Origin of the sequence: Streptomyces sp. YIM 121038 (genome assembly GCF_006088715.1) — a bacterium.
In the GTDB taxonomy this organism is placed as follows: domain Bacteria; phylum Actinomycetota; class Actinomycetes; order Streptomycetales; family Streptomycetaceae; genus Streptomyces.
Genome location: NZ_CP030771.1, coordinates 8938874 through 8959192 on the forward strand (window position 1 = coordinate 8938874; position 20319 = coordinate 8959192).

Here is a 20319-nt window from a genome sequence, read left to right on the forward strand (position 1 = left end):
CGATCCTGACCGATGCCCCGCGGCGACGCCTAACCGAGCGCGCGCAGCGCCGGGACGAACGCGACCAGGAGCGGTACGACCGGCACGAGCGCGGCCGCGGCGGTCAGCCGCAGACGGCGCCCCGCGGTGAGCCGGGGGCGGGCGGCGAGCAGCCGGTGCACCCGGGCGGGGACGTGTGCCTGCGGGGTCGGGCAGGGCCCGAACACGCCCCGGTCCTCGTTGAGTTCGACGAGGGCGAGCGCGATGGTCAGGCGCCCGAAGCGGCGCGAGGCCACGTCGTCGGCGGCCAGCTCCACGAGCCGGTGCATCTCGTCGCGGAACGCGGCGAACACCGGCACCTGCGGGAAGCCCGCGGCGAGCGCGCCGGAGCAGTGCAGGAGCCAGTCGTGCCGGGCCTGCGCGTGCCCCTGCTCGTGGGCGAGCACCGCATCGAGCTGGCGGCCCTTCAGGCGGCGCAACGCGGCGGTGGTGATGACCAGTTGGGGCGCGGTGCCGGGCAGCCACCAGGCGTCGGGGCGCTCGCCCTCCAGGACGACGAGCCGGTCGGCGCCGGGCTCCTCGCCGGGCAACAGCGGGGCGCGCACGACCAGTTCGGCCCGCCGCCTGGCGCGCCGGGTGCGGGCGCGGGCGATCTCGCGCGTGAGCATCACGGCCGTCCAGACGCCGCCGCAGGCGAGGGCCACCGCCGTCACCGTGGCCCAGGGCGTCGGGCCGAGCGCGTACGCCTCGACGACGCCGTGCGGCGCGGGCGCGAAGAGCTGGCCCCGCACGGCCTGCCAGGCGGCGGCCGCGCTGAAGGTCATCGACAGGGCGCAGCAGAGCAGCACGCCCGCCACCACGCACTGCCAGGCCCACAGTGCCACCACCGGTTCGCGCTCCGGCCAGTCCGCTCGCGCGAGCATCCGGGGCGCGACGACGGCGGTCAGCCCGGCAAGGAGCAGCAGCGCGACGGGGACCATCATGGGTCAACCCTATGAGGGGCATGCCTCATGAGGGTATGGACCTTCGCCGTGAAGTGACGCACGCCACGACGGGGGCCGGGGGTTCAGGGCCGTCGGCGCGGGGCGGGAGGGGTGCTCGCGGGCAGGGGGCTCACAGGGTCAGGAGCATCGCGATCATGGCCATGCTCATCGCGAGGCGGCACACCAGGGCCAGCTCCGGCCGGTCCGCCCAGCGGACGACACCGGCCTCCGGGGTGACCACCGCGCCCACCGGGGCGAGCCGCGCGCCCGAGGCGAGCACGTGCGCGGTGAAGTACAGGAGCAGGGCGCCGGTCAGCGCGGGGACGCCCGCGTCGCCGTGGCCGCCGCCGGGGGCGGAGAGCATCGCCGCCGACATGTAGACCATCGCGGCGGCGCCCACCAGGTGGTGGACGTGGTGGACGGAGCGCCGCGTCGTCCAGGCCGCGTGCAGGGCGATGGCGGTGAACACCGTCGCGTACGCGAGCCACGCGCCCCGGGGCGGGGAGAGTGCGGCGGCGGGCACGGCCATCATCGCCATGCCGAAGCCCATGAGCGCCTCGCCGCCCGCCGTGCGGCGCTGCTCCGCGACGCGGCTGCGCATCCGCAGCACGCAGTAGGCGCCGCTCGCCGCGCAGAGCGCCACGAGCAGCCAGCTCGCCGAACCGGGTCCGTGCACCGGGCACCTCCTCGATCGACGGACGACGCCGATGACGAGTCGATGCCCGGCGCGGGGGCGGCGTACGGGAGCGCACGGGTGTACGGCGGGAGCGCGACGGGGGAGCGGAAGGGGTGCGGCGCTGGTCGCGGGACCCCTCGTTCCGGGGCGGGTCTCGGCTGCGCCTGCTCCGTCCGGTCGTCGGTGCAGCCGTGCGCGGGCCGGTGGGTCTCGGTCGTGCCCGCTCCGGCTGGTCGCGAGCGCAATCGTGCGCGGGCCGGTGGGTCTCGGTCGTGCCCGCTCCGGCCGGTCGTCGGCGCAGCCGTGCGCGGACCGGCGGTCCCGGCTGTGCCCGTTCGGGTCGGTCGCCAGCTCGACAACAACCGCGCGCGGGCGCGGAGCCGGTCGTGCGCCTATTTAGTTTTCAGGTAAAACACTTGCTAATCTTCTTGCATGAGCAGCACCCCACCTCCCGCCCACGCCTCGCCCCCGTCCAGGCCTTCGCCGCGCGCGCACCCGCGCCGTCTGCCGCTCGCCGGTGTGCTCCGCCTCGGCAAGCCGTCGGACATCTGGTTCAAGCCCGCGACGAGCGTCTTCGTCGCCATGGCGATCCCCCATCTGACGCTGCTCGCCCTCGGCCGCCTCGACCTCGTGATGTACACGATGGCCGGGTCGCTCTGCGCCCTGTACGCACACCAACTGCCGTACGCCGCACGGGCCCGCGCCCTCGCCCGGGTCGTCGCCGGGATGGTCGCGAGCGTGGCGGTCGCCCTGACCACCGCCGCGCTCGCGCCCGGCGCGGCGGTGCTCGTGGCGGTGGGCGCGCTCCTCGCCGCCGCCCAGAAGGCGCTCTGCGACGCCACCCGCATCGGCCCGCCCGGCCATCTGATCTTCACCTTCGTCAGCTCCGCGAGCCTGTTCGCGCCGCAGCGCCTCGGCCAGGTGCCCGGCCATCTCGCCCTGACGCTCGGCGCGGGGGCCGTGGCCTGGCTCGTCGGCATGGCACCCGCGCCGCTGCGCCCGCACGGCCCCGAGCGGCGCGCCACCGGCCGGGCCCTGCGTGCCGCCGCCGCGTACGCCGACGCCGTGGCGGCCGACGCGAGCGGGCCCGGCGCCGCGCGGGCCCGTGCCGCCGCCACCGACGCCGCGCACGCCGCCTGGCAGTCCCTGCACGCGACCCGCGCCGACGCGACCCGCACCGCGCTGCACCACCTCGTGGCGAGTGCCGAGGAAGCCCTCGCCGCGCCCGCCGCGGGAGACCCCGTGCGGCTGCGCGCCCTGGCCGCGGGGCTGCGCGGCACCGGGGCCGTCCCGGACACCGGCGCCACGGCCCCGCACCCGCCGCTGGAGCGGGCCGAGGAGGCCGAGGCCGCGCTGCCGCTGTGGCGGCGGCTCGCGCCCGGGTCGCCGCTGCTGCCCATCGCGCTGCGCACCGGTGTCGGCTGCGCCCTCGCCGGATACGCGGCGCTCGCGCTCGGCGTCGGGCGCCCCTACTGGGCCCTGGTCACCGCCGCGTCCCTGTACCAGGCCAACGTCACCCTGACCTGGAGCCGCGGCGTACAGCGCGTCGTCGGCAACGTCGTGGGCGTGGTCGCCTTCGCCGCGCTCGTGCCGCTCGCGCACCACGACCACGCCGCGCTGATCGTGTGCGGGCTGCTCTGTGCCTTCGGCGCGGAGGCCCTCATCACCCGCAACTACTGGCTGGGCTGCGTGTGCGTGACGCCGATGGCGCTGCTCGTCACCGAGTTCGGACGCTTCCAGGACCCCGGCGCGCTGATCGCCGACCGCGTCGTGGACACCCTGCTCGGCGCGCTGCTCGGCCTCGTCGCCGCCGTGGCCGTCACCAACCGGCGGGCCGCCGACCACATCGAGCACGCCCTCGCCGCCACGGACCGCGCCCGCGCCCACGCCGAAAGCGCCCTGCGGGGGCCCGCCCGCGACCTGCACCGGGCCCGGCGCCGTCTGACCGCGAGCCTCGTCGCCCTGCGCGCCGCCCACGACACGGCCGCGGGCGAGTGGTGGCAGCGCGAGCTCCCCGCGCGCCGGGTGGCGGACGCCGAGCGCGCCGGGCACCGTACGCTCGCGGCTACGGTACGTGGTGGACCGCAGGCCGCGGAGGGCGCGCGGCCGTGACACCGGCGGAATGAGCACGAGGAGCGGGGCGCGGGGATGACGAGTGGGTACGGCCGGGCGGGTGCGGGCGACACGGTGGCCGCGGTGGTCCGCCAGTGGCAGCAGGTGCATCCGGGCGTGGACACGGCGCCGATGGAGATCATCGGCCGCATCAACCGCTGCGCGGCCCTGCTCCAGCAGGCGGAGGACGCCCCGCTGCGCCGGGCGGGCCTGACCCGCCCGGAGTTCGACCTGCTCGGCGCCCTGCGCCGCACCGGCCACGAGTTGACCCCCGGCGAGCTGGCCCGCGAGACCTTCTCCTCGGGCGCGGCGGTCACCAAGCGCCTCAAGCTGCTCCAGGAGCGCGCCCTGATCGACCGCCGCCCGGACACGCGTGACCGCCGTGTCGCGCACGTCCGCCTGACCGACGCGGGCCGCGACCTCGTCGACGCGGTCCTGCCCGACCAGCTGGCGTACGAGACGACGGTGCTCGCGGGCCTGGCGGGCGACGGCCAGGAGCGCCTCGGGGCCCTCCTGGGCGAGCTGCTCAGCCAGCTGGAGGGCCGCCTCGGCGTCCCGCGCGGGTGACCCGGGGCCCGTCCGGCGGGCCGACACGGCGTCGTACCGGACCGTCCCTAGGGGCGGTACCGCAGCGGATGGTCCTCCGGCACCTCCACCACCGCGATGCGCACGCCGTCCGGGTCGGCGATCCACATCTCGACGAGGCCCCACGGCTCCTTGACCGGCGGCCGCAGGATCTCCACGCCGCGCGCGGCCAGGTCCGCGTGCGCGGCGGCCGCGTCCGCGACCTGGAGCCACAACTGCACGGCGGGCGAAGGGGGCTCCGCCGAGCGGCCGGAGACCTCCAGGAAGCCGCCGCCGAGGAAGTACACCGTGCCGCGCTCGGGCCCCGTGCCGAACTCGCGGTGGACGGCGAGGCCGAGGTCCGTGCCGTAGAAGGTCCGGGAGCGCTCCGGGTCGGTGGGGCGCAGGAGGATTCTGCTGCTGAGTACGTGCACCATGCGGCCGCACCTTAGTCCCGGGTTACGCTCGGCGGTGCGTGCCGGGGCTCAGGAGTCCGGACGCGCGACGGCACCGCAGCACCAGCAGATCGGAGACCCGCCCCCATGGCCACCGCCCCGCACCCGAGCACGCACGGCGACCTCACCTTCCGCGACGCCACCGAAGCCGACGCCGAGGCGCTGGTCGGGCTGATCGAGTCGGCGTACCGGGGCGACGACAGCCGTGCCGGGTGGACCACCGAGGCGGACATCCTCGAGGGCCGGCGCACCGATGCGCAGGGCGTCGTCGACGTCATCACCGCGCCCGCCGGCAAGCTGCTCGCGGTCGAGCGCGATGGCCGGATCGTGGCCTGCTGCCAGCTCGAACACCGCGGGGACCACGTGTACTTCGGGATGTTCGCCGTCAGCCCGGCGCTCCAGGGCGCGGGCCTGGGCAAGGTGATCATGGCGGAGGCGGAGCGGACCGCGCGGGACACCTGGGGCGCCCGGGAGATGCACATGACCGTGATCTCCGTACGCGAGGAGCTCATCGCCTGGTACGAGCGGCGCGGCTACCGCCGTACGGGAAAGATGAGCCCCTTCCCGTACGGCGACGAGCGCTTCGGCGTCCCGCAGCGCGACGACCTGGAGTTCGAGCTCCTGGTGAAGCAGATCGGCTGAGTCGGGCCCGCCCCGCCCCGCCCCGGCGCGGCGGCGGCCCGGCCGGGACCCGGTGCGGGCCCCGCGAGACGGCTCAGGCGGTGAAACGTCCCGTCCGTTTGATGTCCGGGTAGTCCGTCGTCGCGCCGTCGAGCTGGAGCGCGCGCACCAGGCGCAGATCGTCCTGGGTGTTCACGACCCAGCCGATGATCCGCAGACCGGCCTTGCGCGCGTGCTCGACGACCTCCAGGGTCAGCCGGCGGATGTTCAGCACCAGCGTGGCGGCGCCGACCGCGGTGGCGCGCTCCACCACGTCCACGCCGTAGCGGCTGGCGACGAGCGCGGTACGCACGCCGGGGACGAGCCGGGCGATCTCGGCGATCGCCTCGTCGTGGAAGGAGAGCACCTCCACCCGGCCGACCAGGTCCCGCGCGTGCATGACGTCGGCGAGGGCGCGCGCCGCCGCCACGTCCTTGATCTCGGCCTGCAGCGGCGCCCGGACGGCGTCCAGGACCTCCTCGAAGACCGGGACGCGCTCGCCCAGACCCGCGTCGAGCTCGCGCAGCTCGGCGAGGGTCTTCTCGGCGATGGGACCGCTGCCGTCGGTGGTGCGGCGCACGTCGGCGTCGTGCATGACGACGAGGGCGCCGTCCTTGCTCAGGTGCAGGTCCAGTTCGATGACGTCCAGGCCCGCGGCTTGCGCGGCGACGAAGGATCGCAGGGTGTTCTCGGGTTCGGTGCCCATGACACCGCGATGCCCGATGGTGAGGAAGTTCAAGGTCACTCGCTTCCGTCGACGGCGGCTCGGCTCCGCGCGGTGCGGAGGCAGGGGACCGCGCGGCACGGCCGCAGCCTAATCGCCCGCCTCCACGATCGGATCGTTCCTGCGGGGCGAAGCGGAATCATCCGGTCTGGTGCCCACGATGCCCAGGATGAGTCCGGTGATGACGGCGGCGACCAGAACGGCGCGGGTGCTCAACGGTTCGGCGCTCCCTGCGGTGGGGACGGCTGACCCGGCCCGTCCTACCGCCGCGGGCACCGTGATCGCGAGCGGTCTCACCCGTGGGTGGGCGCGTCGGCCGGGGGTTGACCCGCGCGCCTGCGGGTGCGCCGCGCCAGCTCCTGGGCCTGCGCCGCGGCCTTGGCCTCGACGGCGTACGTGTCGACGTACTCCTGGCCCGAGAGTTCCAGGATCGCGTACATGATCTCGTCCGTGGCGGCCCGCAGCGCGGCGCGCTGGTCCTCCATGCCCGCGTACTTGGAGAAGTCGAGCGGCCTGCCGAAGCGCAGGGTGATCGGCACGATGCTCGGCACCCGGCGGCCCGCGGGCTGGGCCTCGAACGTGCCGATCATGGCGCAGGGGACCACGGGTGCGCCGGACCGCAGCGCCATCGCGGCCACGCCCACCCGGCCCTTGTACAGGCGCCCGTCGTGCGAGCGGGTGCCCTCCGGGAAGATGCCGAGCAGGCCGCCCCGGTCGAGCACGGCGAGCCCGGCCTCGACGGCGGCCTGCCCGGCGCCGTTGCCCGACCGGTCCACGGGGATCGCGCCGATGCCCCGGAAGAACGCGGCGGCGAGGCGTCCGCGCAGGCCCCTGCCCGTGAAGTACTCCTGTTTGGCAAGGAAGTTGATGCGTCGGCGCAGCGTCACGCCCAGCAGGAACTGGTCGCAGAACGACTGGTGGTTCCCCGCCACGATGGCCGCGCCCCGGGCCGGCACGTTGGCCAGCCCCTCGATCCGCGGCCGGAACAGCCACCGCAGCAGCGGTATCAGGACGACACACCTGAACACGGCATAGAACATTCCTCTGACCCCTCCTCGACTGCCCCCGCGCCCGGGCACGCTAGCCGCCTTTCGGGGCGGGAGGGAGAACGCGAATCGAGCCAGCGGAAGCGGCGTGGGGAACGCGGCTGAAAAGCGCGGGATCCATGGTGCGCTGAACAATTGGAGGGATGAAAGGTTGGGAGCCGTAGCGCCTGTATACGAGCGAGGATGTGGCCGCTGAGCTGGAGTGATGCCGGTGGGCGTAGTGCTCGGTGAGGCGCTCTTCGTGCCGCCGCGGTGAACTTCTTCGCGGTGTGCCGATCCGCCCGCATCCGCTTTTCGGTTGGCATTCCCGGCGCGTTTTCCGGGGCGCGGGCCTTTTGCGTGTGGCCGTACTCGTGGACTTTGCCTTCGGGGCGATGGCGTGGTCTTGCGCGGGCGGCGGCCGCACCTCGTGGCGCGCGGGTCGCCCCGGGGTGAGGGGTGTCCGCCCGCCCGGAGCGGGAAACAGTGGGGGGAGGCGGCCGCACCGGCACCGGGCGACAGGAAAAACAGCGGCCCAGTGGAGGGCGAGCAGGATAATTTCCCGGATCCCCCCTTGTAACGGAGAAGCTCGCACACATACGCTGCTCATACGCGAGGTTCTCCCGTGGAGGATGGGACATGACGGAAATTCTTGTGCAGACGGCGGCGGACAGCCCCGGGGCTTCCCGTGACGGGCGAGTGGTGGACCACCCGGCCTGGCCGGTGCTCAAGGGTGCCGTCGAGGAGATCAGGCCCTGGCAGTCCAAGGACGGCTCGATCGACTTCGAGCGCGAGGGCGCGCCGTCCAGGGCCGCGGCCGGACAGGCGGTCGACCGCCTCATAGCCTCGGTCGGGGAGCTGGCCCCGCTGCTCGCCCACGACGCCGCGTACCTCACGGCCCTGGTGGCCGATCTGCGCAAGTGGGTCGAAGGCGGCTTCCAGGTGCCGGACTTCCTCGACTCGCTGCTCGCCTTCCACCCGGCGGCCCGCCGTGAGGACGGCCTCCAGCACCTCGTGCTCTTCCCCATGTACACGCAGAACGGCAATCCGGACCGCAACTTCGAAGCGGTCGTGCTGCGCATGGTGTGGCCCGAGTGGCTCGCCGAGCTGGAGCGCACGCGCTACGACAACCCGCTGTTCTGCGGCATCACCTTCGAGGACTTCACGGCCGGTTACGACACCAACTCGGCGGTGCTCTTCCCCGAGACGATCGCCGTGCGCGAGGCCCCCGAGCGCTTCACCTGGGGCGGCATCTTCTGCGACCGCGAGGCCGCCCGCTTCCGCCGGGTCACCGAGGCCGCCGTGGACATCCTCGGCATCGAGCTGCCGGACGACATCCGCGCCATGGTCGCCGACCAGGCCCGCTGCCAGGAGGCGTTCGTCCTGTGGGACATGGTCCACGACCGCACCCACAGCCACGGCGACCTGCCCTTCGACCCCTTCATGATCAAGCAGCGGCAGCCGTTCTGGATGTACGGCCTCGAGGAGCTGCGCTGTGACCTCACCGCCTTCAAGGAGGCCGTGAAGCTGGAGGCCGAGGGCGTGCCCCAGGCCCGTGACGTGCAGTACGCGGTGCTCTTCGACCGGATGTTCCGCTTCCCGGTCACCGGCGACCGCGTGCGCAACTACGACGGCGTCGGCGGCCAGCTGCTCTTCGCGTATCTGCACAAGCACGACGTCGTCCGCTGGACCGACAACAAGCTGAAGATCGACTGGGACCGTGCCCCGCAGCTCACCAACCAGCTCTGCGCGGAGATCGAGAAGCTCTACCGCGACGGCATCGACCGGCCCAAGCTCGTCCACTGGCTGGCCGGCTACCAGCTGGTTTCCTCCTATCTGGCCCCGCACCCCGGCTCGCGCTGGGCCAAGGGTCCGGAGGCCCTGGACACGTCGCTGCCGCCGCGCAAACTGGTCGACGACGTGCTTCCCGACGAATTTCCGCTCAGCATGTTCTATGAGGCGCTCTCCAAGAAGCTCAAGCACGTGATCGCCTCCACCAAGGGGATCACTGCGGAGTCCGGCGCCGAGACGGTTGCCGCGTGAGCGGCCGCAACAAGGAGGCGAGGGCCATGTCCGCACTCGACGGAGCCGTGATCGCGGTGGCGGGGGCCGCAGGGCCCGCGGGGCGGGCGACCCTGCTGCGCCTGGCGGAGGCGGGGGCGACCGTGGTCGCGTCCGACGCCGACGCCTCGCGCCTGGCGGAGGCCGTGGACGCGGCGCGCTACGCGCACGGCGGCGCCACGGTCACCGGTGACACGGTCGACCTGCTCGACCTGGAGGCCGCCCGCGCCTGGGCCGACCGCACGGAGAAGGAGTACGGCCGGATCGACGGCCTGGTGCACCTCGTCGGCGGCTGGCGCGGCAGCTCCTCCTTCGCCGACACCGACCTCGGCGACTGGGACGTCCTCGAAGACCTCCTGATCCGCACGGTGCAGCACACGTCGCTCGCCTTCCAGGGCGGCCTCCAGCGCGGCGGCAACGGCCGCTACCTGCTGATCAGCGCCGCGGGTGCCAGCAAGCCGACCGCGGGGAACGCGGCGTACTCGGCGGCGAAGGCGGCCGCCGAGGCCTGGACGCTCGCGCTCGGCGACGCCTTCCGCAAGGAGGGGGGCGAGGACGGCCCGCGGGCCGCGGCTGCCATCCTGATCGTCAAGGCGCTGGTGCACGACGCGATGCGCGCGGAGCGCCCCAACGCGAAGTTCGCGGGCTTCACGGACGTCAAGGAGCTGGCCGAGGCCATCACCGGCGTCTGGGAGCGCCCCACATCGGAAGTGAACGGGAAACGTCTGTGGCTGACCGAGAAGCCGTGAACCCTCCGAAGACCGATGCCAGGCGGCATCACGACCCCGCCGTCCGCGGTTTCGCGAGCGACAACTACGCGGGCGCGCACCCGGAGGTCATGGCGGCGCTCGCCCTCGCCAACGGCGGCCACCAGGTCGCCTACGGCGAGGACGAGTACACCGACCACCTCCAGCAGGTCATCCGCGGCCACTTCGGCGCGGGCGCCGAGGCGTTCCCGGTCTTCAACGGCACCGGTGCCAACGTCGTCGCTCTCCAGGCGGTCACCGACCGCTGGGGCGCGGTGATCTGCGCGGAGAGCGCGCACATCAACGTGGACGAGGGCGGCGCCCCCGAGCGCATGGGCGGTCTGAAGCTGCTCACCGTGCCGACGCCCGACGGCAAGCTCACCCCCGAGCTGATCGACCGTCAGGCATTCGGCTGGGAGGACGAGCACCGCGCGATGCCGCAGGTGGTCTCGCTCGCGCAGAACACCGAGCTGGGCACCCTGTACACGGTGGACGAGATACGCGCGATCGTCGAACACGCCCACGGCCTCGGCATGCTGGTGCACGTCGACGGCGCCCGCCTGGCCAACGCGGCGGCCGCGCTCGACGTGCCGATGCGGACGTTCACGAACGCCGTCGGCGTCGACATCCTCACCCTGGGCGGCACCAAGAACGGCGCGCTGTTCGGTGAGGCCGTCGTCGTCCTCAACCGCGACGCGGTGCGCCACATGAAGCACCTGCGCAAGCTGTCCATGCAGCTCGCCTCCAAGATGCGCTTCGTCTCGGTGCAGTTCGAGGCGCTGCTGGCCAAGGACCTGTGGCTGCGCAACGCCCGGCACGCCAACGAGATGGCCCAGCGCCTCGCCGAGGGCGTCCGCGCGGTGCACGGCGTGGAGATCCTCTACCCCGTGCAGGCCAACGCCGTCTTCGCGCGGCTGCCGCACGACGTCAGCGAGCGCCTGCAGAAGCGGTTCCGCTTCTACTTCTGGGACGAGGCCGCGGGCGACGTCCGCTGGATGTGCTCCTTCGACACCACGGGGGACGACGTCGACGCCTTCGTGGCGGCGCTGAAGGAGGAGATGGCGCGCTAGTCGCGCCCGGACCTGCCGTGGGCACGGCGACCGTGCCCGTCCCGCGCAGGCCCTGATATCGCATAGGTATGCGGCTGATCGAAAAGTCATTGACTCTCGGTCGGCCGCTTTCCTATGCTCGCGGCTCATGGAGCTGATCCAGGAGAACCCAGACCTGTCCGCCTATCTCGCGGCGGACGAGGCCATCGACCACAGGCACCCCCTGGTCCGGGAGACCGCGGCGCGCCTGGCCGAGGGCGCCGACGACTCATACGTATACGCGCGGGCGGCCTATGCGTACGTCCGCGACACCATTCCGCACTCCGCGGACGCCGGGGACCCGCGCGTGACGTGGCGCGCCTCCGACGTCCTGGAGCGGCGGACCGGCATCTGCCACGCCAAAGCGCACGCGCTCGCCGCGCTGCTGCGCGCCGAGGACATCCCCACGGCCCTGTGCTACCAGCGGCTCCTCCATGACGACGGCAGTGGCTTCGCGCTGCACGGCCTCGTCGCCGTGCGCTTCGACGGTTCCTGGCACCGCCAGGACGCGCGCGGCAACAAGCCCGGCGTGGACGCGCGGTTCTCCCTCGCGGGCGAGCGGCTGGCCTTCCCGGTGGACGCGGCCGCCGGGGAAGTCGACTACCCGACGCTGCACGCCGAGCCGAACCCGGTGCTGCTGGAGATCCTCAAGGCGGCCCCGGACCGGCCCTGGCTCTGGGCGAGGCTGCCGGAGGAACTCCCCGCGGCGCAAGGCTGAAACATCGGATGTGGCGAGGGGGTGCTTGCCGAATTCACCGCGTGAAAGAGGCTTATGAGGCGGCGAGTTGGAAAGTCATCCGACCTATTCCTGTCGGATCGCTTGACGCGGCAGGGCGTGGACCCGATGCTGCGTACGCCAACTCACCCTGACCGCACCGCTGTTGGAGAGGCCCACGCCATGACTCCCCTCTCACGGCGCGCCTTCGTCGCAGGCGCCTCCGGAGCACTCGTCGCGGCGGGCTCGCCCGTCGCCTGGGCCGCGTCCGCGGCGTCGCCCCGCGCGGACGCGCACGCCGCGCTGCTGCGGGACGCCGCCATGGTGTGGAAGCGGCTCCCGCGCAGCTGGCAGGAGGGGCCGTTCCTCGGCAACGGCTTCCTCGCCGCGCACGTGTACGCGCAGCCCGGCGAGGGCAACGTCCTGCGCTTCATGGTCAACCACGGGCACGTACAGGACCAGCGCGGTCAGTGGGAGGCCGCGATCGGCTACTCCCGGCTCGGCGTCGGCTTCCTGACGCTCACCTTCGCCGGGACGGTCACCGGCGTCGACTGGCGCCTGGACCTGGACGACGCCGAACTGGCGGGCACCGTCACCACCACCCGCGGCAGCGTCGCCTTCTCCGCCCTGATCCTCAGCCACGAGGACGTCCTGCTGATCTCGACGGAGCCGAGCGCGGGCGAGGAGGCCGCGTCCTGGGGGTTCACCGCGCTGCCCTCGCGCACCACCCGCACCGTCCGGGTCCCGCCCGAGTACACCGCCAACCCCGACCCCGCGACCGGCCCCGGCCACGTCGAACAGCCCCTGCACGCGGGCGGCGGCTACACCACGGCCTGGCGCGAGCGCCGCTCCGGCACCGGCCGCCTCCTCGCGGCCACCATCGCGTACGGACACCCGGACTCCACCGGCCGGGAGCGGGCGCTCCGCGCGGTCGAGAAGGCGCTCGACGGTTCGGCCGAGGCCGCCGTGGCCCGCCACCGCGGCTGGTGGCACGCCTTCCACCGGCGCAGCTTCGTGTCCGTGCCCGACAAGAAGCTCCAGCGCTTCTACTGGATCCAGCTGTACAAGCTGGCGTGCGCGACCCGCGCGGACGGGCCCGTCACCCCGGTCTTCGGCCCGTGGTTCCCGGAGACGGGCAACAACTGGACGAGCATCTGGTGGAACACCAACGTCCAGGTCACGTATCCCCTCGCCGACGTCTCCAACCACCGCGAACTCGACGCCGTCACACCGGCGTTCGCCCGCGACCACGCCAACCTGGAGAGCAACATCCGCCCGGAGCTGCGCGACGGCGACACCTACGCGCTCTGCCACCCCGGCGACTGGCGGCTGCGCTCCGGGCCGCGCTACGTCGGCGTGCCCGGCGTGAGCCCCAACGACCACACGGGCAACCTCGTCTGGGCCCTGCACAACGCGTGGGTCACCTACCGCCACCACATGGACGACGACGCCCTGCGACACGTGATCCGCCCGGTCCTCGCCAAGGCGGTCCGCTACTACGCGCGGCACCTCACCGAGGGCTCCGACGGCAGGCTGCACCTGCCCGAGACCCGCTCGCCCGAGTACGCCAACGCCGCCGACTGCACCTACGACCTGTCGCTGCTGCGCTGGGGCGTCACGGCCCTGCTCGACTCCGTGCGGCGGCTGCGCCTGCGGGACCCCGACGAGAAGCGGTGGCGCGACATCCGCGACCGCCTCGTCCCGTACCACCGCGACGAGAACGGCGTCATGATCGGCGCCGGGGTCCCGCTCGCCGAGTCCCACCGCCACTTCTCCCACCTGCTGTGGCTCCACCCGCTCCAGGAGGCCCTCGACCGGCGCAGCTTCGACCACTGGGCCGGGCGGCAGGACCGCTGGCACGGCTACAGCTACGCGGCGGCCGCCTCCATGGAGACGCTGTTCGGACAGGCGGAGCGGGCCCTGCGCCACCTGCGGTTCTTCGTGGACGGCAACGTCACCGACAACTGCGCGCTCACGCCCAACACCATGTACCGCGAAGGCTCCAACTTCGCCCTGGAGAGCCCCGTCGCCGCGGGCCGGTCCCTGCTCGACATGCTGACGCAGAGCCACGGGGGAGTGGTCAAGGTCTTCCCCGCCGTCTCCGACACCTGGCGGGACGCGAGCCTCCAGCGGCTCCGTACGCAGGGCGCGTTCCTCGTCGACGCCTCGCGGCGCGCCGGGCGCACGGAGTGGGTCCGGGTGCACAGCGAGGCCGGGGAGCCGCTGCGGCTGCGGCACGGCATCGCAGGGGAGATCGACGTACGCGACGAGCGGGGCCGTGACCTGCCGTACCGGGGCAGCGACGTGATCAGTGTCCCGCTGCGGCGCGGACAGACGGCGCTGGTCACCCCGAAGGGCGCCCGCCCGGCACCGGGTCCGCGCGACGTGCCGGGCAACGCGACGGAACCGGCCTGGGGGCTGCCGTAGGCGGGCCGCGGGCCTGTCGTAAGCCTGGAGTATGCCTGGCGTCGTCCGGCGCGGGGCCGCGCCGAGCCCGCCGCGGAGCGAAAGTACAGTGCAATGAACTAATGAGTTCGTTATGCTGTACTTCCGCTGATGACGTCCGCGACCCAAGGCAGATCATGACGCTCACGCTCACCGTGTCCGACGAGGTGCGGGCACTCGCGCCCGGCTTCACCCACATCGCCGTCGAGGCGTACGACCTCGTGAACGGCCCTAGCTCCGACGGCACGTCGGCCCTCCTCGACGACGCGGCCCGGCGCCTGGCCGCGCGCCTCGACGGCCGCGCCCCGCACGAGGACCCGCACATGGCGGACTGGCGCGGGGCCTACACGGACTTCGGCGCCAAGCCCTCGCGCACCCGGAACTCCGCCGAGGCCCTGGCCAAGAGGGCCCTCACCGACGCGGGGCTGCCGCGGATCAACGCGCTGGTCGACGTCTACAACGCGATCAGCGTGGCGCATCTGATCCCCGTCGGCGGCGAGGACCTGGACCACATCAAGGGCGCCATGCGGCTCGTCCGCGCCACCGGGGACGAGGACTTCGTCACCATGGCCGGGGGCGAGCGGACCGTCGAGCACCCCGACGCGGGCGAGGTCGTCTGGCGCGACGACGAAGGCGTGACCTGCCGCCGCTGGAACTGGCGGCAGGGCCCGCGCACCCGCCTCACCGAGCAGACCGTCAACGCGGTCTTCCTGCTCGAAGGCATGGGCCCGCACGCGGGCCTCGACGCGGCGGCCGCGGAGCTCGTGGAGCTCCTGGAGAAGTTCAGCCCCGGCGCGCGGATCGTCGTCCACGAGCCGGCGGGCGGGCCGCTCCGCTAAGGCGGGCCGCCCGCCGTGGCCTCAGTGCGCCTCGGCGGCGCGGACCTCGGCCGGGGTCGGGGCCGTGCCGCCCAGGTGGGCGGGGAGCCACCAGGTGTCGTCCGGGCCCTTGGGGCGGCCGGGGTAGGCGCGCTGGGCGGCTTCCAGCAGCTCCTGGCAGCGCTCGCGCAGGCGCCGCGTGATCGCGCCCGCGTACTGCTCCTTCGGCGCCTCCACGCCCTCGCCGACCCGGATCGTCACGGGCAGGTGCTGGCGCTTGAAGTTGCGCGGGTGCCCCTTCGTCCAGACCCGCTGCGTGCCCCACACCGCCATGGGGATCAGCGGAACCCCCGCCTCCTGGGCCAGGCGCGCGGCACCCGTCTTGAACGACTTCAGGGTGAACGACTGCGAGATCGTCGCCTCGGGGAAGACGCCGATGATCTCCCCGGAGCGCAGCGAGTCCAGGGCGTGGGCGTACGCCTGGTCGCCCTGCTTGCGGTCCACGGGAATGTGCTTCATTCCGCGCATCAGCGGACCGGAGATCTTGTGGCGGAACACCGACTCCTTCGCCATGAAGCGCACCAGGCGCTTCTGCGGAAGCGCCGCCAGGCCGTTGAAGACGAAGTCGAGATAGCTGATGTGATTGCTGACGAGGACCGCGCCACCCGTGCGCGGAATGTTCTCGGAACCCTTGCAGTCGATCTTCAGGTCCAGTGCCTTGAAGAAGGTCTTGGCGACGCCGACGACCGGTCGGTACACGAGTTCTGCCATGGGTGGGGAGGCCCTTCATCTCTGCCAGAGGAGGGGGGCCTTTGGCAGGTAACCAAGTTACGGATCCGTAGGTATACGGCTCCGCAGATCGTGCCCCAAGAACGAGCGACTGGCCAGCGCTAGTGCCCGTAGTGCGGGAGATTCTCGTCACGTCGGAATCTTTGAGCCCGCGCGCGTGCTGAAGGGAATGAGGTATGTGCGCCCCCGGCCGGGGGCCGGACAGCGCCCCGGCGGGCGACGGAGAAGGGTGGGAGGCGCGGGTGACAGCGGCGCGCGGACACGAGAGCGCACGGCGGCTGGACGCGGGGGACCTGGGCGGACCGCTCGGTGAGCGGGCCACGCTCGTGCAGTTCTCCAGCGCCTTCTGCCAACCCTGCCGGGCCACCCGCAGGGTCCTTGCCGACGTCGCCGCCATGGTGCCCGGCGTCGCGCACGTGGAGATCGACGCGGAGGGTGCCCTGGCGCTCGTCCGCGAGCTGCGCATCGACAAGACGCCCACGGTGCTCGTCCTCGACCGCGGCGGGCGCGTGGTGCGGCGCGCGGCGGGACAGCCGCGCAAGGCCGACGTCATCGCCGCCCTCGGAGCGGCCGTATGAGGCGGGGGCCCGCGGTCCCGGAAGGAGGCCACGTGCTCCGGCCCGTGTTCCTGAGTGATCTTTACCGCGCCCGCAGGGCCTTGACTGCACCGGCCATCTATCGACAGCCTGCTGCCATGCCACCGGAGCTCCTTCTCTACGAGCGCGTCCATGTGGACCTCGCCCGTCATGCCAGTGCGCGCTGTTGGTCCTGCTGAGCAGCCACGGACCCGCTCGTACCTCCTGCAGAAGGACAACTCCATGACGGCTTCGCCCGACCTCGACACCCCTCAGCTCGCCGCGCCCGACCTGCTGCGCTCCGTCTTCCGGCGGCACGCGGCCGGGGTCGCGGTGATCACCGCGACCGGCTCAGGTCCCGTCGGCTTCACCGCCACCTCGCTCACCTCGGTGTCCGCCGAGCCGCCCATGATCTCGTTCGGCATCGGCACCGGCGCCTCCAGCTGGCCCGCGATATCCCGGGCCGAGTACGTCGGCGTCCACGTCCTCGGTGAGCACCAGGAAGAGCTCGCCGCGACCTTCGCGCGCAGCGGCGCCGACCGCTTCGGCGCGCCCACGCGCTGGTTCGAGGGACCGCACGGCGTGCCCGTGCTCGACGGCGTCCTCGCCTGGCTGGTGTGCCGCGTCGTGGCGCGGGTGCCCGCGGGCGACCACCGGCTCGTGCTCGCGGAGGCGGTCGTCGGCGACCCCGCGGGGGCGGGCCGCCCGCTGCTGTACCACCAGGGGCGCTTCAACGCGCTGCGTGACTGAGAGTTCCCGATGACGCGGCGTGCGCGCGATTACGGAGCGTTGCGAAGGTCACAGTTCAAAGCGCTTGCTCAGCGGGAAAGCAGTGGGTGTACTCATGAGTAATATTCCGGTTGGAGCGGGGGCCGCCCCGACCGGGATCCGCCGCTTGAGGCGCCTATGCTGCCTGCAAGAAGGCAGTGGCCCAGCCAAGGCAGCAGCCCAGTAATGACGATGCAGTAGGAGAGCCGGCGTGAGCTTGAGGATCGTTGTCTGTGTGAAGTACGTGCCCGACGCCACCGGCGATCGGCACTTCGCCGAGGACCTGACCGTCGACCGTGACGACGTGGACGGCCTCCTCTCGGAACTCGACGAGTACGCGGTCGAGCAGGCCCTGCAGATCAAGGAGGCGGCGGACGGCGAGGCCGAGATCACGGTCCTGACCGTCGGCCCCGAGGACGCCAAGGACGCGCTGCGCAAGGCCCTGTCGATGGGCGCCGACAAGGCCGTCCACGTCGAGGACGACGACCTGCACGGCACGGACGTCATGGGCACCTCGCTGGTCCTCGCCAAGGCCGTCGAGAAGACGGGCTACGACCTCGTCATCGCCGGTATGGCCTCGACGGACGGCACCATGGGCGTGCTCCCCGCGATCCTCGCCGAGCGCCTGGGCGTCCCGCAGGTCACGCTGCTCTCCGAGGTCTCCGTGGCGGACGGCGTCGTCAAGGGCCGCCGTGACGGCGACACCGCCTCCGAGCAGCTGGAGGCGTCCCTGCCGGCCGTCGTGTCCGTCACGGACCAGTCGGGCGAGGCCCGTTACCCCTCGTTCAAGGGCATCATGGCGGCCAAGAAGAAGCCGGTGGAGTCCCTGGACCTGGACGACCTGGACATCGACGCGGAAGAGGTCGGTCTCGAGGGCGCCTGGACCAAGGTCGACTCCGCCGCCGAGCGTCCCGCGCGCACCGCGGGCACGATCGTCAAGGACGAGGGCGAGGGCGGCAAGCAGCTCGCCGAGTTCCTCGCGGGCCAGAAGTTCATCTGAGCTTCAGTCACTCCCTCAACCGCCCCAACTTCTTCGTAATCGCAGGAGATTGAAGTCCCATGGCTGAAGTTCTCGTCTACGTCGACCACGTCGACGGAGCCGTCCGCAAGCCCACCCTTGAGCTGCTGACGCTCGCCCGCCGTCTCGGCGAGCCCGTCGCCGTCGCTCTCGGCGCGGGCGCCGAGGCCACCGCCGCCACGCTCGCCGAGCACGGCGCGGTCAAGGTCCTCACCGCCGACGCCCCCGAGTTCGCCGACTACCTCGTCGTGCCGAAGGTGGACGCGCTGCAGGCCGCGTACGACGCCGTGTCCCCGGTCGCCGTGCTCGTGCCGTCGTCCGCCGAGGGCAAGGAGATCGCGGCTCGCCTCGCGGTCCGCGTCGAGTCCGGCATCATCACCGACGCCATCGACCTGGAGGCCGGCGACGAGGGCCCGGTGGCCACGCAGTCCGTGTTCGCGGCCGCGTTCACCACCAAGTCCCGCATCTCCAAGGGCACCCCGGTCATCACCGTGAAGCCGAACTCGGCGCCGGTCGAGGCCGCCCCGGCCGCGGGCGCCGTCGAGGCCCTGGCCGTGTCGTTCTCCGCCCAGGCCACCGGCACCAAGGTCACCGCGCGCACGCCGCGCGAGTCGACCGGCCGCCCCGAGCTCACCGAGGCCGCGATCGTGGTCTCCGGCGGCCGCGGTGTCAACGGCGCCGAGAACTTCGCGATCATCGAGGCGCTCGCCGACTCGCTCGGTGCCGCCGTCGGCGCCTCGCGCGCCGCCGTCGACGCCGGCTGGTACCCGCACTCCAACCAGGTCGGCCAGACCGGCAAGTCCGTGTCGCCGCAGCTGTACATCGCCTCCGGCATCTCCGGCGCGATCCAGCACCGCGCGGGCATGCAGACGTCGAAGACCATCGTGGCCGTCAACAAGGACGCCGAGGCCCCGATCTTCGACCTCGTCGACTACGGCGTGGTCGGCGACCTCTTCGAGGTCGTCCCGCAGCTCACCGAAGAGGTCAAGGCCCGCAAGGGCTGAGCCGTTCGACGCTCACGAGGCCCCTGGTTCCGCCGCGCGCGGGGCCGGGGGCCTCGCGCGTCACAGCGTCAGGCTCGCCTGCACCGGCAGGTGGTCGCTCGGGAACTGGCCGTCCAGGGAGAAGACGTTGACGGCCGCCGCGTGCACGCGCGCGGCCGGAGTCGCCAGGATCCAGTCGATGCGGTCGCCGTCCGGCACGAGCGGCTTGTAGCCGTGGAAGGTCGCGTACTGCTTGCCGCGTTCGTCGGCCGCGTCCCAGGTGTCGACGAGCCCCGCCTTGAGCAGCGTCTCGTACACCGGGTTCTTGTGGGCCGCGACGTTGAAGTCGCCGGTGACGACCTTCGGCACGGTGCGGTCGAGGGCGGAGAGGCGGTCGGAGATCAGATGCGCGGCCCGCGTGCGCGCGTACTGGCTGTGGTTGTCCAGATGGGTGTTGAGGAAGTAGAACTCGCGCTCCGTGCGCCGGTCGTGGAAGCGGACCCAGGTGACCATGCGCACGGAGCCGCCGCCCCAGGTGTTGGAGCCGATCACCTCCGGGGTGTCGGAGAGCCAGAAGTGTTCGTACGCGACGGGCGTCAGCCTGCGCGTGTCGTAGTAGACGGTCATGAACTCGTCGCGGCTGCCGCCCGCGCGGCCCGTGCCGATCCAGGCGTAGTGCGGGCCCAGGTCCTCGGCGATGTCCCGCACCTGCTGGTAGAGGCCCTCCTGGGTGCCGATCACATGGGGCCGCGCCCGGTGCAGGAGCTCGCGGGTCACCGGGCGGCGCTCCGGCCACGCGTTCGGCGGCGTGGGGCTCGCGTAGCGCAGGTTGAAGGTCATGACCTCCAGGCGGCGGCCCGGGCGCTCCGCGGCGTGCGCGGGAGCGGCGGCGAACGCCGTGGCGAGCAGCGGGACCGTGACGGCCGTCGCGGTGGCCACGGCCGTACGCAGGCCGGAGCGGCGGGTCACGGGTGTGTCGGTCGGCACGCGTTCTCCTTCGGTCGGTCGCGGTGCGGCGCTGTCGGGCTCCGAGCGGACCCCGACCGTGCGGAAGGGGCCCATCGGAGTGTGGAAGCACCATCTGAGACAGGCGTGAACGCCCGGGGTCCGGTACACGAGAAGGTGTTGACCAGTG

The 20319-nt window shown here is 72.8% G+C and carries 21 protein-coding genes; 13 read left to right on the forward strand and 8 right to left on the reverse strand.

What is annotated here, in order from left to right; translation table 11 throughout:
- Positions 1-29 precede the first annotated feature (29 nt).
- Positions 30-962: a M56 family metallopeptidase gene (locus C9F11_RS37215; protein WP_138964063.1), complete on the reverse strand. Its 933-nt coding sequence runs from the start codon at positions 960-962 to the stop codon at positions 30-32.
- Between the two features lie 130 nt (positions 963-1092).
- Positions 1093-1638, reverse strand: coding sequence for a DUF5134 domain-containing protein (locus C9F11_RS37220; protein WP_138964065.1), 546 nt, complete (start codon positions 1636-1638; stop codon positions 1093-1095).
- A gap of 432 nt (positions 1639-2070) precedes the next feature.
- Between C9F11_RS37220 and C9F11_RS37225 the strand changes: the two genes are divergently transcribed.
- Positions 2071-3750: an FUSC family protein gene (locus tag C9F11_RS37225; RefSeq protein WP_138964067.1), complete on the forward strand. Its 1680-nt coding sequence runs from the start codon at positions 2071-2073 to the stop codon at positions 3748-3750.
- A 36-nt stretch (positions 3751-3786) separates the two neighbouring features.
- Positions 3787-4317 (forward strand): MarR family winged helix-turn-helix transcriptional regulator, encoded by a 531-nt coding sequence (locus C9F11_RS37230; RefSeq protein WP_138964069.1) that lies wholly within the window; start codon positions 3787-3789, stop codon positions 4315-4317.
- A 47-nt stretch (positions 4318-4364) separates the two neighbouring features.
- Here the strand turns inward: C9F11_RS37230 and C9F11_RS37235 are convergent, their stop codons facing one another.
- Positions 4365-4751 carry a VOC family protein gene (locus tag C9F11_RS37235; RefSeq protein WP_138964071.1) on the reverse strand — a complete coding sequence of 129 codons (387 nt, stop codon included), beginning with the start codon at positions 4749-4751 and terminating at the stop codon, positions 4365-4367.
- Positions 4752-4856: 105 nt separating this feature from the next.
- Here C9F11_RS37235 and C9F11_RS37240 point away from each other — a divergent pair, with 105 nt between their 5' ends.
- A complete protein-coding gene (locus C9F11_RS37240) occupies positions 4857-5411 on the forward strand; it encodes a GNAT family N-acetyltransferase (protein WP_138964073.1) in 555 nt (184 codons plus the stop codon).
- A gap of 73 nt (positions 5412-5484) precedes the next feature.
- Here the strand turns inward: C9F11_RS37240 and C9F11_RS37245 are convergent, their stop codons facing one another.
- The 3 genes from C9F11_RS37245 to C9F11_RS37250 all read right to left on the reverse strand — a co-directional run bounded on the left by C9F11_RS37245 (position 5485) and on the right by C9F11_RS37250 (position 7193).
- Positions 5485-6168: a glycerophosphodiester phosphodiesterase family protein gene (locus tag C9F11_RS37245; protein WP_138967476.1), complete on the reverse strand. Its 684-nt coding sequence runs from the start codon at positions 6166-6168 to the stop codon at positions 5485-5487.
- 75 nt (positions 6169-6243) lie between these two features.
- Entirely contained in the window at positions 6244-6369 is a 126-nt protein-coding gene (locus C9F11_RS49740) for a hypothetical protein (RefSeq protein ID WP_269078112.1), read from the reverse strand.
- 77 nt (positions 6370-6446) lie between these two features.
- A complete protein-coding gene (locus tag C9F11_RS37250; protein ID WP_138964075.1) occupies positions 6447-7193 on the reverse strand; it encodes a lysophospholipid acyltransferase family protein in 747 nt (248 codons plus the stop codon).
- A gap of 624 nt (positions 7194-7817) precedes the next feature.
- Between C9F11_RS37250 and C9F11_RS37255 the strand changes: the two genes are divergently transcribed.
- The 6 genes from C9F11_RS37255 to C9F11_RS37280 all read left to right on the forward strand — a co-directional run bounded on the left by C9F11_RS37255 (position 7818) and on the right by C9F11_RS37280 (position 15072).
- A complete protein-coding gene (locus C9F11_RS37255) occupies positions 7818-9221 on the forward strand; it encodes a DUF6421 family protein (RefSeq protein ID WP_138964077.1) in 1404 nt (467 codons plus the stop codon).
- Between the two features lie 26 nt (positions 9222-9247).
- Positions 9248-9988: an SDR family oxidoreductase gene (locus tag C9F11_RS37260; protein ID WP_138964079.1), complete on the forward strand. Its 741-nt coding sequence runs from the start codon at positions 9248-9250 to the stop codon at positions 9986-9988.
- A complete protein-coding gene (locus tag C9F11_RS37265; RefSeq protein WP_138964081.1) occupies positions 9985-11055 on the forward strand; it encodes a low specificity L-threonine aldolase in 1071 nt (356 codons plus the stop codon). The genes C9F11_RS37260 and C9F11_RS37265 overlap by 4 nt, the downstream gene beginning before the upstream one ends.
- 127 nt (positions 11056-11182) lie before the next feature.
- A complete protein-coding gene (locus C9F11_RS37270; RefSeq protein ID WP_138964083.1) occupies positions 11183-11791 on the forward strand; it encodes a transglutaminase domain-containing protein in 609 nt (202 codons plus the stop codon).
- Between the two features lie 180 nt (positions 11792-11971).
- The gene (locus C9F11_RS37275) at positions 11972-14215 is read left to right on the forward strand and encodes a glycoside hydrolase family 95-like protein (protein ID WP_138964085.1); all 2244 of its coding nucleotides are present in this window, start codon (positions 11972-11974) and stop codon (positions 14213-14215) included.
- Positions 14216-14370: 155 nt separating this feature from the next.
- Complete coding sequence (locus tag C9F11_RS37280; RefSeq protein ID WP_138964087.1) at positions 14371-15072, forward strand: phenylalanine--tRNA ligase beta subunit-related protein; 702 nt, start codon at positions 14371-14373, stop codon at positions 15070-15072.
- Between the two features lie 21 nt (positions 15073-15093).
- Here C9F11_RS37280 and C9F11_RS37285 read toward each other — a convergent pair whose 3' ends face one another.
- Positions 15094-15822: a lysophospholipid acyltransferase family protein gene (locus tag C9F11_RS37285; RefSeq protein ID WP_138964089.1), complete on the reverse strand. Its 729-nt coding sequence runs from the start codon at positions 15820-15822 to the stop codon at positions 15094-15096.
- Positions 15823-16082: 260 nt separating this feature from the next.
- Here C9F11_RS37285 and C9F11_RS37290 point away from each other — a divergent pair, with 260 nt between their 5' ends.
- The 4 genes from C9F11_RS37290 to C9F11_RS37305 all read left to right on the forward strand — a co-directional run bounded on the left by C9F11_RS37290 (position 16083) and on the right by C9F11_RS37305 (position 19205).
- Positions 16083-16418 carry a thioredoxin family protein gene (locus C9F11_RS37290; protein WP_249402045.1) on the forward strand — a complete coding sequence of 112 codons (336 nt, stop codon included), beginning with the start codon at positions 16083-16085 and terminating at the stop codon, positions 16416-16418.
- 240 nt (positions 16419-16658) lie between these two features.
- Entirely contained in the window at positions 16659-17165 is a 507-nt protein-coding gene (locus C9F11_RS37295; protein WP_138964093.1) for a flavin reductase family protein, read from the forward strand.
- Positions 17166-17394: 229 nt separating this feature from the next.
- Positions 17395-18183, forward strand: coding sequence for an electron transfer flavoprotein subunit beta/FixA family protein (locus C9F11_RS37300; RefSeq protein WP_138964095.1), 789 nt, complete (start codon positions 17395-17397; stop codon positions 18181-18183).
- A gap of 59 nt (positions 18184-18242) precedes the next feature.
- Positions 18243-19205, forward strand: a complete 963-nt coding sequence (locus tag C9F11_RS37305; protein ID WP_138964097.1) for an electron transfer flavoprotein subunit alpha/FixB family protein — start codon at positions 18243-18245, stop codon at positions 19203-19205.
- A gap of 60 nt (positions 19206-19265) precedes the next feature.
- On the opposite strand, the gene C9F11_RS37310 is transcribed toward C9F11_RS37305, so the two are convergent.
- Positions 19266-20171: an endonuclease/exonuclease/phosphatase family protein gene (locus C9F11_RS37310; RefSeq protein WP_138964099.1), complete on the reverse strand. Its 906-nt coding sequence runs from the start codon at positions 20169-20171 to the stop codon at positions 19266-19268.
- Positions 20172-20319: the final 148 nt, after the last annotated feature.